The following is a 14,715-nucleotide window of genomic DNA, read 5'->3' on the forward strand; positions in this document are numbered from 1 at the left end:
GCGGGCCACGTGCACGACCTCCCGGCGTACTCGCGCGCGTAGCGTGCGGGCATGCGCCGGGACTGGGTAGAGCCCGTGATGCCCGTGCCGTACGTACCGACCCTTGGCCCCGCACATCCGGGCGCCCCGCTCGCCGACCTGTTCGACGCCGTGGTGGAGGCCGCCGGGACAGACCGCTTCCTTCCCCACGACAAGGACCGCAGGTGGTCCGATCGGAAAGCCGAGCAGGTCCGGGTCGGCGCTATCCAGTACCACCGGCGGCAGACCCTCGTGCCGACGCTTGTGGACCGCGGTGCCCGTACGGTCCGAGTCCACGCCTACACGTCCGCCCCGGAGAGCCTCGCTGCCGCCTCAGACCTCGCCCGGCAGCTGTCGAGGGGGTGCGGTGCGGGCGTGACCGGAGCGTTCGTTTTCCCCGAGCTCACTGAATGCTTGGTGTACTTCCTGCGGAAGGACACGCCGAACGAGGGGCTTCGGAGGGACTTGGTGGCAGCAAGGCCGGATCGAAAAATCTGCCTGCGCGGTCGGCGTGCGCGTCCTGTTCGGCTGTCCTCGTGGCTCAGGTTGATCTTGATGCCGTACCCGGTATGAAACACCCCATTGGCCACGCATCCGACGGCATGTGGCACTGGAAGAGGGCCTATGAGACACAGCAGCAATGTGGCCCGAACTCTGCGCTGGAACAGTGTGGTTGTGTCGCGGGTCTCCTTGCGTGGCTCGGATGGACAGGCCGCTGCCCCCCCACCTCACGCGCCGCGGTCGCCGCCTGCCTGCCGTGCGGGAGCTGGCCTCGGCGGGCGGGGATCGGGTGCGAATGATCCTTCGCGACATCTCCGAGTTTCCGCCTCTGGATGCCGATGACGAGACCTGGGGCACTGTCAAGATGATCGCGTGATCCACTCAGCCCAGGTAAAGGGCACCAATTCCGACCATCAGAAGAAAGAGACCGCAAATGATGGCGACCCCTGCGAGCCCAGCGAGCACTCCGGGCCGGAAGAGTGCCGAAGAGGCCGGAGCGACATCTGGTTCGAGGCGCCGTCGGCGCAGTACGAGCGTTCTGCGGCCAGCAAGCAGACTCATGAGTCCAATTATTATGTATGGCAAGTTCTCCGAACCTTCTTCTCTATCTCGCGGAATTTCCGAGCCACGACACCGGCTTCGACATCAAACTAGAATGCAGCCGGCAGATTACTCATGGATACGTTGCTCACTCACGTCCCGGAAACGTTCACAGTAAATTGAGCGCCCAACGGAATTCATTCGAACCGATATGCGTCGAGTCGCGGCTCGGCCCATGCCGCATAGTTGAGCACCGGACGCCAGGACGGCGGTACGGTCCTGTCGTCCAATCCACTTCCTCGAACGCGGAGTGCATAGCGAATGGTGTAAGTGATCCCTTCGATCCGGACCTCCCCACAGACGGAGTCTTCGCCGCCTGAGGATGAATCGGAGACCGCGTCAACCTCCCACCCTGCTTTGCTGGCGAGATGGACCCACACTTCGAACGCCCGTCGAGGTGAACCAGGCCGCACATCTCCTACTCGCGCAAGAATCTCGACAGGATCCACACGTCGCTCATCCGGTACCATAGCGGCCCTCACTTTGGAAAATTATTTTCGCCAGGACAGGGGAAGGTCCGTCTGCCACCATCCTTCGACAACATCGGGGGCAGACTCCCAGTAGTACGCGATGACTGCGCCCGTGTCTTCAGCGCCTCGGGTCATGGCGCCACGACAGCTGCTGCAGGGAGGCCTCGTGCCACGGATGACCACGAACCCTCCCTCAGGTACAGGCGTGTCATTGTAGAACTCGTCGTCGCCTACAACCTTTCGTCCGTACATCGGAACGCCACCGATCATCCTGGCGATTCGATTTTCCGTATGACTGAGAGTTTCCCCACCGCGCCCCATGGACTTTTCGGAAGGCGTCTGATTACCACTCCGTATAGCGAATTGGTGGACTATATCTCCGGTCGCGTCATGAATCGTTGCGTAGGCCCAGTGAGTTGTATTGCTGGTTTCGCCTGCATTCAGATCGCAGAGGTCGACATTGTGGACCAGAATCGGCGTTCCGCCCGCCACGACATAGTACGTGTGGAGTTCCTGGACCGTGAGGTTCCAGCGGTTCGCCGTCCCCGGCGTGACGCGGGTCGTGACCACGTAGGCGTGGCCGTTGTCCGCCGTGTTGAGGGCGTCTCCGTAGGGGAGGTTGCCGGCCTGCTTCCAGCTGTGGGTGGTGTCGTCCCAGAACGGGTGGTTGGCGGTGGTGTGGAGGGTGGCGGTGTGGCCGTGCTTGTCGCGGACGGTGACGTCGAGCAGGTCCTTGTCGTGGTTGATCCAGATGTGCTGAACGGTGCGAGCGCCGTGGTGCTTGCCTGTCTTGGGGTCGGCTGCCTCGACCTTGTCTCCGGCCTTGATCTTGCCGATTGCCTTGGTCTTGCCGCCTGCCATGAGGACAGGCGTCTCGGGCGAGAAGCTGCAGCGCGTACCACCACTACTCGAACCCTTGTCCGTGGTTCCCGAGTTACCCGTGCTGGGTTCGTCCGGGGCGGCTGCTGCCTTACTTGATGCCGCGGCCTCGTCCTGGGAGCTGGCCTTCTTGGGTGCCGCCGCATTCGTGCCTGCGGAGTCCTTGCTGGATTCCTTGCCCGCGCCCGAGGCGGCAGCCGCGTCACCCGAGCCGCTGCCCGCGTCGTGCGGTGCTGCGTCGGCGGAAGCCTTCGGAGCCTCACCGGCCTCACCGGCACCGCCCGCTGAAGGTGGTGAGTCGGCTTCCTCTCCGCCTATCGGTTCGCCTCCACCGCAGCCCATGGCCATGCAGTCCGCGCCGCCGGCCAAACCGCCGACCGCTCCGACTGCTTCGCCTGCCGCCATGACGCATGCAGGGGCTGCCACCACGGTCTCAGTGCACGCGGCGACCGCTACGACCACCACCACGACCACGGCGACGACTGCGACCACGGTCGCAACTTTCTCGGCAACCGGGAGGGCCTTGTGGAAGTAGTGCCCGGCGCATCCCCAGAAACCCGAGCAGCCTCCGCTGCTGTGGTGGTGCTTCTGCTTACCACTGGACGTGGTGGTGACGCCTGCGGCCTTGTCGTTGGCTGCGGCACAATCCGATTTACACCCTCCTCCGACGCCGTCCATCATCAGCATCAGGCCGCTCGGGTCGGCGCTGCTGGCGGGGTTGTCACCGGCGTAGGTGTAGCCGCCCATCTGGTTGGGATCGCCGGGTTCGAAGACGGGGTCGGGGGTGAGGAAGCGTCCGGTGACGGGGTCGTAATTGCGGGCGCCAAGCAGGTTGAGACCAGTGGTGGGGTCTGCGGGCTGGCCGAGGAAGCCGTGGTTTTCGTCCGGAGTGAGCCAGGATGTGGGTTTGGTGCCGCGTGGGTTGCCCCATGGGTCGTAGGCGCGGCGGGTGACAGCCAGGGTGGAGGCGTCAACGGCGGTGATGGCGGTGCCTTGGCCGTTGGCGACCTGGTATGTAACGGTGCCCGTGCTGGAGCGAGTGACGGTGGTGCCGTCGGGGCCGGTGATGTTGCGCAGGCCGGTCCAGGTCTTGGCGGAGACGTTGAGGGTGATCTGCTCGGCGCCACCGAAAAGGTAGAGGATGCGGGTCTTGTCGACGCCGTCGACAGCGGCGGTCTGCTCGAGCAGGTCGCCTTGGGCGTCGTAGAGGTACTTACTGGTGTTGGTGTGGCTGCCGGAGGTGGTGGCGACGGTGGCGGTGCGGCCCTCGGCATCGTAGGTGAAGGTCTGACCCTGGCCTGCGGGGATGGCGCCGGTGGCGGCGTTGGTCCAGGTCTGGCCGGTGCCGCTGCAGGTGGCGAGGGTCAGCTGGGTGCCGGTGGTGGCGGAGGCGGCCGGGTCGGTCAGGCACATCGCGGTGTTGGCGTTGCTGACCAGGGTGCCGGTGGTGGTTACCTTCCACTTCTGGGTGGCGTCGGTCTTGCAGGTGTCGATCACCACGAGGGTGCCGCTGGTGGTGGCGTTGCCGGTGGTGTCCAGGCACATGCCGAGGACCTTCACGGTGCCGTCGGTGCCGATCGTCCATTTCTCGCTGGTGGCCCCGTTACAGGTGTTGACCTGTACCTTCGTGCCGGCCGTGGTGGAGCCGCCCGCGTCGTCGATGCACCGCTTACCGCCGCCGGAGATGGTGAAGGAGCTGGTCAGCGGGCCAGTGGTGGTCACCTTGCGGCTGATGGTGTCGCCGGCGTTGACGTTGCCGTATGCGGGGTCGGTGTAGGTCGAGGCGATGGAGGCCGTACCGGCCGGGTTGGTGAGGGTGGCCGTTCCCGCCTGGTCGGGCAGGGTGGCGGGCACTGTGCCGTTCGCGCCGGGGTAAGTGATGGCCTGCGTGGTGTCGTTGAGGGCGTTGCCGGTGGAGTCGTGGTTGACGGTGCCGGTGCGGTCGCCGAGCTGGTCGTAGGTGTAGGTCTGCCAGTAGGGGGCCGGGCCGCCGACGGTGGTGGTCTTGATGGGGGACGTGGTGGTGGTCTGCACCCGTGCGGTGGTGCAGCCGCCGATCGCTCCGGGCGTGGTGGCGCCGGGGTCGGTGATGCCGGCCGTGTCCGTCCAGGCGTCGGTCAGCCGCTGGAAGGAGTCGTAGGTGAAGCATTGGGTGTCGTGGGTGGTGTTGTCCTGCAGGTCGTCGATCGCGGTGAGTTCGCCGGCCTGGTTGTAGCGCAGGTTGGTGACGTCCAGAGCGGTCGTGGAGGTCTGCAGCATGCTGCTGGTCTGCGTGACGCGTCCGGTGGTGGCGTCGTACTGGGCGAAGGTCGCCAGTTCTTTGCCGGTGTGGCCGTAGTTTGCCTGCAGTACGCGTCCGAACGCGTCGTGGACTGCGGTGTCGAGGTAGGCGGGGGTGTTGGCGGAGTTGATGAACCCGCCGATGCCGTCGAGGTTGCCCTGCTGGGTGTAGCCGTAGTCGATGTCCTCGGCCGGCAGGTTGCCGTCGGCCTGGAAGTGTGTGGTGGACAGGAGTCCGGCGGTGTCGGTGTAGCGGTTGGTGGTGGTGTAGGTGACGCTGCCGGAGGTGGGTGCGCTGGTCTGCCCTGCGGCGGCGAAGCCGTCGGACGACGGGATGGTCAGTGTGGTGCCCAGCGGCTGGTAGGCCGTGTTGTAGTCGGTGACGGCCTGGGTGTAGGCGGTTCCTGAGGCGCCGCCGACGTAGCGGGTGGCGGAGGTCGGGTAGCCCTTCTCCAGCGTGTCGTACACGTGGGAGACCAGCAGCTTGGACTGGTCAGGGGTGGAGGACCACGGAGCGGCGTACTCAGCGGTGGGGCGGTTGTCCCAGTCGTAGGTGAAGGACATCGCCTGGCCGCGGGAGTCGGTGGTCTGCAGCAGGTTGCCGGCGACGTCGTACTTGTCGAACGTGGTCTTGCCGGTGTTCGGGTCGGTCTGGGTCAGCTTCTGGCCGAGCAGGTTGTAGGTGTAGGACCAGGTGTTGCCCGCGTTGTCCTTGATCGTGTCGACCTGGCCGGCGGAGGTGTAGGTGTACTTCGTCGTGGCGTCTGCTGCCGCGGCGGCGCCTGCCGTGCCTTGCTTCCACAGCAGGGTGGTGCCGTTGGAGGCGACGACGGCTGCGGTGGAGTCGTTGCGTACCTGGAAGGTGGCGCCGGTGGTCGCGGTCAGGCCGGTGGTCCACACCTGGGCCGCGGCCGTGGTGTAGACGACCAGGTTCCCGTCGGTGCCGAATTTCGCCCAGGCGCCGGCGTGGCCGGAGGTGCCGGAGGACCAGATGGTGGCGCCGGTCGCCAGGGCGGACAGTACGAGGTTGCCGTCGGACTGCATCGTCAGGCGCACGCTGTCGGAGGTCAGCGACGTGCCCGAGGGGATGACCGAGCCGCCCGTCAGGGTGACGGTGGAGCCGGTGTTCTTCACGACCGTGCTGGTGGTCTGGCCGATGGCGTTGGTGAAGGAGGCGGTGGAGCGGCCTCCGGCCGGTGCTGTGGTGTCGACCTCGTCGGCGCCTGGGTAGCCGCTGGAGGTGTGCCACTGCTCGACGGCCTGGTGCCAGAGGGTCTCCTTCAGTGGCCGGCCCTCACCGTCATAGGTGGTGGTGGTCTCCGAGGGGATCTGGTTCTCGTTCGCCGCGTACAGCGTGGTCGAGGGGAAGGTGGTCGGCTCCGAGTACGGCGCGTAGGAGGCGACCTGCCAACCGTGTGAGTCGTAGAAGGTGTCGGAGATGACCCGGCCTGAGTTGGAGTCGCCCATGGCGGTGGCCTGGGTCTGCCGGGGCTGGAGCATGCCGTCGTAGATCGAGACCGACGTCGCGTACGTGCCGTCGTCCCGCAGGGACTTCGTGGTGACCGACGTCGGTGCGCCCGGCTGAGTGATCGTGTCTCCCGGTGCGGGGATGGCGCCGGGGTTGATGGAGTAGGTGAAGGTGCGGTCCGCGCTCTGCCCGGATGCCTTGTCCCGGCCGGGCAGCCACACCGCGGTGCGCCGGCCGAGCGCGTCGTAGGTCGTGTCGGTCTTGCGGCCGTTGGCGTCGACGCTCTCCAGCGTGGCGCCGCGCAGGGCGTCGAGCGTGGAGGTGACCTTCCAGCCCTTGCTGTTTGTGGAGGTCTCGCTGAGGGCGTTGGTGTTTCCGCCCGCGTTGCTCCAGGCAGGGCTGAAGTCGGTGTGTGTTTTCTGTCCGGTGGCGTCGTAGGAGTCGGTGACCCGGCCGGCGCCGTCGTAGTCCATGGCGGAGGTGGTCAGCCAGTTCTCCGTCGCGCCGGTGAAGGTGGTAGCCGTCTGCGTGGCGGTCGACTCGCCGGAGGCGGAGACCGTTCCGAAGGTGCCCAGCCCGCTGGGGGTACCGTCGCCGAGGTAGTAGATCTTCTTGTCCGTCAGCAGGCTGCTCGCGCTCGCCGCGGTGGAGCAGTCACCCGCGACCGAGGTGACCCGGTCGGGGTAGGACAGCATCATCGTGTTCGACGATGGCGGGTCGGCGTAGGTCGTGGTGGCGCACTTCTCCTGTTTGGGGTCGACGCCGTCGCCGTGCGCATTGACGGTGGACAGCCGTCCCTGGCTGTCGTAGGTGGTGTCGTTCTTGGTGTGCCGCCAGGTGCCGTTGGCGAGGAGCTCGTACTGCAGGGAGCTGCTGGCCTTGATGCGGTGTGCGGTGAGGTCGGGCAGGGTAGAGGCGTCGGGCTTGGTCCCGCCGGGGTTGTCGTCCTGGGTCCATGCCGTCCAGGGTGTCTGGGCGGAGGAGGCAGTGGTGGTGAAGGTGAACGGGCCGTTGATGCTGACCGCGTCGGCCTTGCCGCCGGCCTGCGTGTAGCTGGTGTCCTGGAAGTCGGTGCCGGCGAGTTGGTCGGCGTCGGTGACGCTCAGGACGGTGTTGCCATCGACCTTGGCGTCGACGGTGACGGAGCGGCGGGTGCCGTCGGCCTGGTAGTCGCCGTCCATGCCCTGTAGATAGGTGGTGGTCTGCTGGGTGACGGGTTCCGGGGCCTGCCCGGTCTGGACGGTGACGGTGCGGAAGCCGCGGAACTGGTCCCAGGTGCGGTACTGGTCGTCGGTGAGTGCGTCGTCGTCGCGGTGCCAGGCCGGACCTGCGTAGCTGTAGTGGGATATTTGGGCTTCGGAGCCGGCCGGATTGTTCTGGGCGTCCGGCTTGTACTGGCCGGCGATCGTCAGGTCGGACGTGACGACGCTGTCGACTGTGACCTTGTTGAACCAGTCGGCGATCGGTTTCGAGGCGCCGGGCACGTTCCAGTAGGCGGGGTAGCAGGACTCGGTGTTGCTGTCGGCGTGAGCGATCGACAGTGTCTTGCCAGCGCAGGGGGCCGAGTTGTACTCGACCGCGATCGATTCGCCGGTCTCCGTCTGGATGCTGGAGATCCTCGGCCGGTATAGCGGGGGTGCGGACGGGGAGTCGTCGTTGACGCGGTTGTCGATCTCGGTGCCGGTGAACGACACCTGGTTCAGCGCGATATCGCTGTTGCCGTTGTCGTAGGTGCCCTTGCCGGTGTGGCGGAGGGACTGCAGCCACATCACGGCCTGCAGCATTCCGGCGTCCTTGGGGTCTACCGTGGTGCCGGTGACCGGGTCGACGGTGCCGCCCGCGTCCGAGTAGACCTGGCCCAGTTTGTAGTTGTCGACCACGGTGAGCTGGTCGGTGGCCTTCACATGGATCTTGGTGGTGATGGAGTCCAGGCGGGTCGTGGTCCAGAAACTGGGTCCGGCGGTGATGCACACGTCGTCGGGGACGGTGGTCGCGCCGTCGGGCAGTTTGGTCTTGTCGGTGGAGTCGCAGTGCAGGTCCCACGGCACGTCCGGCCAGTGGGTGGCGGTGCTGTCCTTGAGGTTGTCGGCCGAGCAGTCGGTGAACGTGCTGGTCGTCTGGCAGCGTTGGGCCAGCCCGAAGTCCACCTCGGCGGCCGGGGTGCGGCCGGCCTGTTCGTCGTCCAGCGTGTAGCCGTACGAGATCAACGTCAGCGCGCCGCCGCGGGTGTAGGAGGTGAGGGTGCCGGTGTCGTCCGGGTCGTCGGTCGCAGACGCCTGGCCGCCGCCGAGGTCGTAGTAGTTGGACTCGGTGGTGTAGTCGTAGCGCTGCACGAACCCGTCCGGCGCCACGACGAAGTCGAGGTTCCAGCGCCACCCTTCGGGCTTGTCGCACTGCGACGCCTTGCCCTTGGCGTCGTCGTGGCAGGGATCTGTGGAGCGCGGGTGCAGGACAGGGACACCCCAGGCGGAGTGAGTGGAGGCATCGGCTGGATCGGCAGGCACGGTGGTGCTGGTGCCGGGGTCCTTCGGCGAGTGGTCGGCACCGAAGTACGCGGCCGTGCCGTCCGTGGTCAGCACCCGGTAGTAGACGCCGTCGTGCAGCCCGTTGGCCGCACCGGACAGTTCCTGCACGACCGTGCCGTCGTCACCCTGGATGCGCCACTGGCGGATCTCACCGGCCACGCTCGAGTCGACGCCGTCGGGCACCAGGACACCGGAGTGGGAGCCGAAGGAGAGCGTGGCGTTGTCCCCGCCCCAGCATTCGTCCGCCGAGCCCTTGACGAGCTTCTTGCCGTCGGAGTCGAGCAGCGAGCTGCAGCTACGGTAGCGCCGCTCGACATAACCGACCTGGTAGCTCCAGCCGTCGCCGACCCAAGAGGCCTGGGAGTTGCGGGCCGTGGTCTCCCCGTCGACGGACTGGGAGTCGTAACCCAGGCCCACGGAAGGCGCGTTGCCGCCGATCGCAGCGGGCACGGAGATCGGGTAGGAGTACGTGAAGGAGCCGGTGGCCGACGCCTGCCAGGTACCGGCGGCCGACAGCTGCGTCGCCCCGTAGTCACCTTGTGAGCCGGAAGTGCCGGAAGTCACGGCAAGCGCCGTGGTGCCGGCGGCGCCGACGGCGCTCAGCGGTGCGGTGCGCTCCGACATCGCCTGCGGCCCGTTCGCGCTCTCGGACGGCTCAGCAGGTGCGGTGCTCTGGTCAGGCTTCGGGGATACCGTACCGGTGGTCGGCTTGGCGGTGTCGGTGGTGGCGTTCGGCGGCTGCGAGGGGCTGGCGCTCGCGGTCGGCGTCGAACTGGCCGTGTTGCCGGTCGGCTCGGGATCAGCCGTTGCGTCGTCGCCGGACGCGGAGGCCATGGTGACGGTCGCCGTCAGCTGCTCGGCGGAGGCCCGGTTGGTGAACTTCAGCGGGGTGGCCTTCCGGCACCCCGCCTTCTGCGGGGTGGTCAGCGCGCAGCCGGGCAGCTGCACCAGCTGCAGCCGGGAGCCGTAACCGCCGCCATACTGGCGGGCGATCGCCGAGTAGTCGATGACCACCTTGACCTGGCCGCGTGCGGACGTCGTGCTGGAGGGGGTGATGGCCAGGAGCATGCCGTTGGCGCCGGTGCGCAGTGTCTGGGTGTGTGATGCGGTCTGCACGCGGACGGAGTCGACCTCGTGCTTCGTGTCGGCGGGCGCCACCCAGACGGGCAGTGAACCGGCCTTGACCGGCTTGGACTTGGTCTGGGGGCTGAGGTCGACGACGGCGGTGCCGGCCTTGGGCCAGTGGGCTGCTTGCGCCTGGTACGTGCCCAGCGCCTTGTAGCCCTTAGGGTGTTTGGACGTCTTGGGCTGCAGGAGGTGCGCTCCTACGGCTTTGGTGGCGGGAAGCGTCTTGGGCCGCCACACCTTGCCGTCGAAGGAAAAGCCGCCGTGGTGGCCGAAGCCGTCGTCGGAATGGCCGGCGAGGAAGCCCGGCATACCGAATCCCGAGGCGATCGCCACCGGTAGCAGCAGTGAGAACAGAGCCACCGGAATGGTCCACAGTCCCAGCCCGCCGAGGAATCTCCGGTGCCACGTGCCCGCGAACCAGCGCCGTCTGCCACTCACGTGTAAACCCCCAACAGGACGCCCCTCTTGGGGGGTCGTCATTTACAGCTAGACCACAGGTGAGTGATCGTGTGGAGGCTAGGTACGGCCATGATCGCCACTCAAGACCCTTTGCCATTTCCATGGAAAGGCCATGCATGTTCATGACGGATCCTGTGTAGGTTCTGTGTCGAAATTGATCACTTCACAGACCTCTGTGGCAATCGGGCTTCCCCCCACCCCGCTGCCCGCGAACCGAAGGAAGCCCGCCCGGTGTTGAGACCTCCGATACGCAACCGCCACAGACGCGCAGTTGCGGCCGGCAGACTGGCCCTGATCGCCACCGCACTAAGCCTGGTTGTAGCCCTCCCCCAATTCCCCGCCGTCGCCGACGACTCCGCCCCCGCTCCGTCGGACCCGCTCCTCGCGGCCCGGGCCGAGGCCCTCTCGACCGGAAAGAACGTCCCCGTCGATGCACTGACCACCGAGGTCTCCACCACCGAAGCACTTCCGGACGGCACCTTCACCAACACCACCAGCGCACTGCCCACCCGGGTCTTCCAAGACGGCGTATGGGCTCCGGTGGACTCCACACTGGTCGCCGACGGCCACGGCGGTTACGCACCCAGGGCCACGCCGAACGCCGTGACCCTCTCGGGCGGCGGTAACGGCCCGCTGGTCACCCTCACCCACGCTGACGGACCCAGCATGGCTCTGACCCTGCCCTTCAGGCTGCCCGCACCGACCATCGACGACGACACCGCGTTCTACCCCTCGGTACTGCCCGGCGTCGACCTGTCGGTATCCGTCACCGACCAAGGCGGATTCAGCGACGTCCTGGTCGTCCATGACGCGGATGCCGCGGCCAATCCCCAGCTGCAGCAACTCAAGCTGGCGGTCGACGCCCACGACCTGACGCTGGCCACCACCGACTCCGACACCATGAAGGCGACCACCGCTGACGGGGACCTGGCCTACACCAGCCCGCAGCCGCTGATGTGGGACTCCTCCACCACCCCGGCCAAGGCCGACGAACCGGTCGCCGGCGTGAAGTCCTCAGTGGACGGCCCAGGTCCGCAAGCCGACACCGAGCCGGTCTCCATGACCGCCACCAGCAAAGCCGTGACGCTAACCCCGGACGCGGACATGCTCACCGATCCCGACACCACCTACCCGGTGTACATCGACCCCTACACCAACCCGGTCACCTCCACCGCCGGCCACTACACAGAGGTCTACTCCAGCTCGACCTGCGACAACTCCCCGCAGTACGACAAGGCGCAGACCAATGGTCAGGGCGCGGGCTACCAGCGATGGGGCGGAGCCTGCGGTGTCGGCTTGGAGCGTTCGTACTGGGCGGTCAACACCAGTGGGCTGCACTCCTCGTTCGTCGTCTACGACGCCTACGTGAAAATCTCCACCACCTACGCGGCAAGCTACAACTGCAGCCAGGACCAGCCGCTCACGCTCCACACCACCAACGCGATCAGCTCCAGCACCGACTGGCTGTCCCGTCCCGGCGTCCACGACACTGCCTTCCCGCCGGTGACCGACACGGTGCCAAGCGGTGCCAACTCCGGCAGTTCCTGCAGTAACAGCACCGCCACCTTCCACGTCACCGACCAGGCTCAGAAGATCGCCGACCAGGACGGCAACGGCTACGACGCCGACGGCACCTTCGGCGATGGCACCAACTACTGGACCATCGGCCTGTACGGCAACGAATCGGAATCGTCGAGCAACGACGACTACCTGCGCCTGTCCACCACGCTGACCCTCACCACCAAGTTCGACATCCCGCCCGGCATCCCCACCAGTCTGCACACCACCCCGGCCGCCACCGACGCATCGGCCGCCTGCACCACCAACGGCGTGGGCTGGATCGGCACCACCACCTACTCCGATGCCGGCAGCAACATCACGCTGCACTCCACCGTCACCAGCCAGATCTCCGGCGAGAAGGTCAAAGCCCACTACTACGTCTGGGACCGCACCATCGACCCGGACGGCGACGGCAACGGCGCCTCCGTCTCGACCCCGGACAGCGGCTGGTTGGCCTCCGGCACGGACGCAGCGATGCCGCTCGGCGCCACGCTGAAGGACGGCCACCAGTACGGCTGGGACGTCTACGCCGAGGACGACTCTCCCGACCAGAACCTGACCTCGGGCAAGTCCGACCACTGCTGGTTCACCACCGACTTCACCGCGCCGCCCACCCCGGACATCACCGGCAACCCCGCCTTCCCGCAGGTCGGAACCGCCCGAGACGGCGACCCCGTCTACGCCGGCCCAGGTAAGACCACCGCCTTCACCGTGGCCGGCACCGACGCCCCCGCCAGCGACGACACCTGCGACCCTGGCACGTGCAAGTCCAGCGGCATGAAGTCCTTCCTGTGGCAGCTCGACTCGCCGCCCACCGACGCCGACGGCCAGACCGCCGCGGTTTCCGGCACCGACAGCCAGGGACGCTCCACCGCCACCATCCCGGTCCCCATCCAGGACTGGGGTGTGCACACCCTGTACGTCGCCGGCGTCGACAAGGCCGGCAACATCTCCACCAGCACCGCCGGCTACACCTTCACGGTGCCGTGGAATCCGGCGACCAAAATCAAACCCGGTGACATCTCCGGCGACGGCGTACCGGACCTGCTCGCCACCACCAAGACCGGCGACCTCGACCTCGTCCCCGGCAACCAGGACCCCGCCCAGGCCACCGCCCCGGTCCACAGCGACCCGGTCACCGACACCCCACCGGCCGTCACCGGCCCGGTCACCGTGTCCACCAAGGAGGACTCACCCGACGGCACCGGCTGGAACAACTACCTCATCACCCACCGCGGCAACCTGCACGGCGCCAACGGCGACGACCTCTGGGCATACAACAAAACCAGTCAGAACCTCTACATCGTCAAGAACGACCTCGACCCGGTCGATGACGCGGCCATTCCGAGAAAGCCCTGGTCCACCTTCGGCGGCTTCGTCGACAAGCGCTTCGACCGCGTCGCCAAGGACGCTTGCGCACCCTCCGACGTCGTCGCGGACGACACACGCTGCCGCACCACCGACTACAACAGCACGAGCTGGAACATCAGCCAACTCATCGCCCCAGGCAACGTCTTCGGCAACACCGACGACTATCCCGCCGTCATCACCGTCGAAAACAAAGAACTCTGGATATACCAGTCCGACGGCGGATACCACTTGAAGAACCCGATCCTGCTCGGCGACGGCGACTGGACCACCCAGACCCTCATCGCAGCCGGCACCTTCAAGGGCAAGCCGGTCCTGTGGTCCCGCGACAACACCACCGGCCAGCTGTACAGCTACCCGGTCACTGTCGACCCGACCACCCTGCTTCCGGCTCTGCTCCATCCGACCGCACGCACCAGCCTCGGGCTCACCCTGTCACCGACCCTCTACCCCGTGGTCGCCTCCCCCGGCGACGTCAACAGCCCCGTCCAGACCGGCGACACCAACCCCGGCGCCCCGGACGGCAACCCCGACCTCTACGCTCTGGGCCCCTTCGGACAGTTGGTCGAGTACAACTATCGCCAGAGCCCGGTCCTGACCTCGCCGCCCACCTACGGCTTCGCCTCACCGGTCATGCTGGGATCGGTCACAGACACCGCCACCCACTGGTGGAAGCTCGCCGAAGGCAGCGGTACCACCACCGCCGACAGCACCGGCACGCTCAACGCCACGTTGTCCGGCGGCTACTCCTGGACCAGCGACACCGGCCGAGGAAACGCAGTCACCCTCAACGGCACCACCGGCTACGGCAATACGACGGGGCCGGCCGTAGACACCTCCAAGAGCTTCACCGTCTCCGCCTGGGTCAAGCTCACCTCACTCGGCACCGCCAACAGCACCTTCCTCTCCCAGAACGGCACCACCAACAACGGCTTCCAGCTCTACTACTCCTCCGGCGCCCAAGCCTGGGCGTTCGGCCGGCACAGCACCGACGCCACCGGCGCCGTCTGGCGAGCAACCTACGGCGGCAAACCGGTGGCTGGCCGTTGGACCCACCTCGTCGGCATCTACGACGCTTCCGCCAAGGAGATCCACCTGTACGTCGACGGGAAACTCGTGTCCACCAACGACTGGACATACACGCCCTGGAACGCCACCGGCCCCGTCCAGATCGGCCGGAAACTCGCATCCGGGACCTACGGCGAATTCAGCAACGGCGCGATCAGCAACGTCCGCATATTTCCCACCGCCCTGCCTCCTGCAGACGCTTCGGCCGATGGTGATCTTCCCAAGGTCGCTCAGCTCGACTGACGAACTCCCTCCCCTGGCGTGCCCGCACCTGGCGTATCCGGGTGCGGGCACACCCGGTAGCGCCTCTGAGGATCAGGGTGACTAGGCCAAAGGACCTGTCCATTGTCGCGTCGACCACCCGAGGCCGTTGCTCGCACGCCAGGCATCC

The 14,715-nt window shown here is 66.9% G+C and carries 3 protein-coding genes; 2 read left to right on the plus strand and 1 reads right to left on the minus strand.

All coding sequences use genetic code 11. From position 1 onward, the window contains the following. The first annotated feature begins 51 nt into the window (after positions 1–51). Complete coding sequence (locus OHB41_RS48475) at positions 52–591, plus strand: hypothetical protein (RefSeq protein ID WP_266708600.1); 540 nt, start codon at positions 52–54, stop codon at positions 589–591. 1,019 nt (positions 592–1,610) lie between these two features. Here OHB41_RS48475 and OHB41_RS48480 read toward each other — a convergent pair. Further along, positions 1,611–10,307 (minus strand): ricin-type beta-trefoil lectin domain protein, encoded by an 8,697-nt coding sequence (locus tag OHB41_RS48480; protein ID WP_266708602.1) that lies wholly within the window; start codon positions 10,305–10,307, stop codon positions 1,611–1,613. Positions 10,308–10,562: 255 nt separating this feature from the next. On the opposite strand from OHB41_RS48480, the gene OHB41_RS48485 reads away from it, so the two are divergent. Then, entirely contained in the window at positions 10,563–14,567 is a 4,005-nt protein-coding gene (locus tag OHB41_RS48485; protein WP_266708604.1) for a LamG domain-containing protein, read from the plus strand. Positions 14,568–14,715: the final 148 nt, after the last annotated feature.

This window comes from Streptomyces sp. NBC_01571 (assembly GCF_026339875.1).
In the GTDB taxonomy this organism is placed as follows: Bacteria; Actinomycetota; Actinomycetes; order Streptomycetales; family Streptomycetaceae; genus Streptomyces.

Excerpts from the sequence above, each read along its gene's own strand:
- OHB41_RS48475 (WP_266708600.1), top strand. The coding sequence starts at position 52 with ATGCGCCGGGACTGGGTAGAGCCCGTGATGCCCGTGCCGTACGTACCG.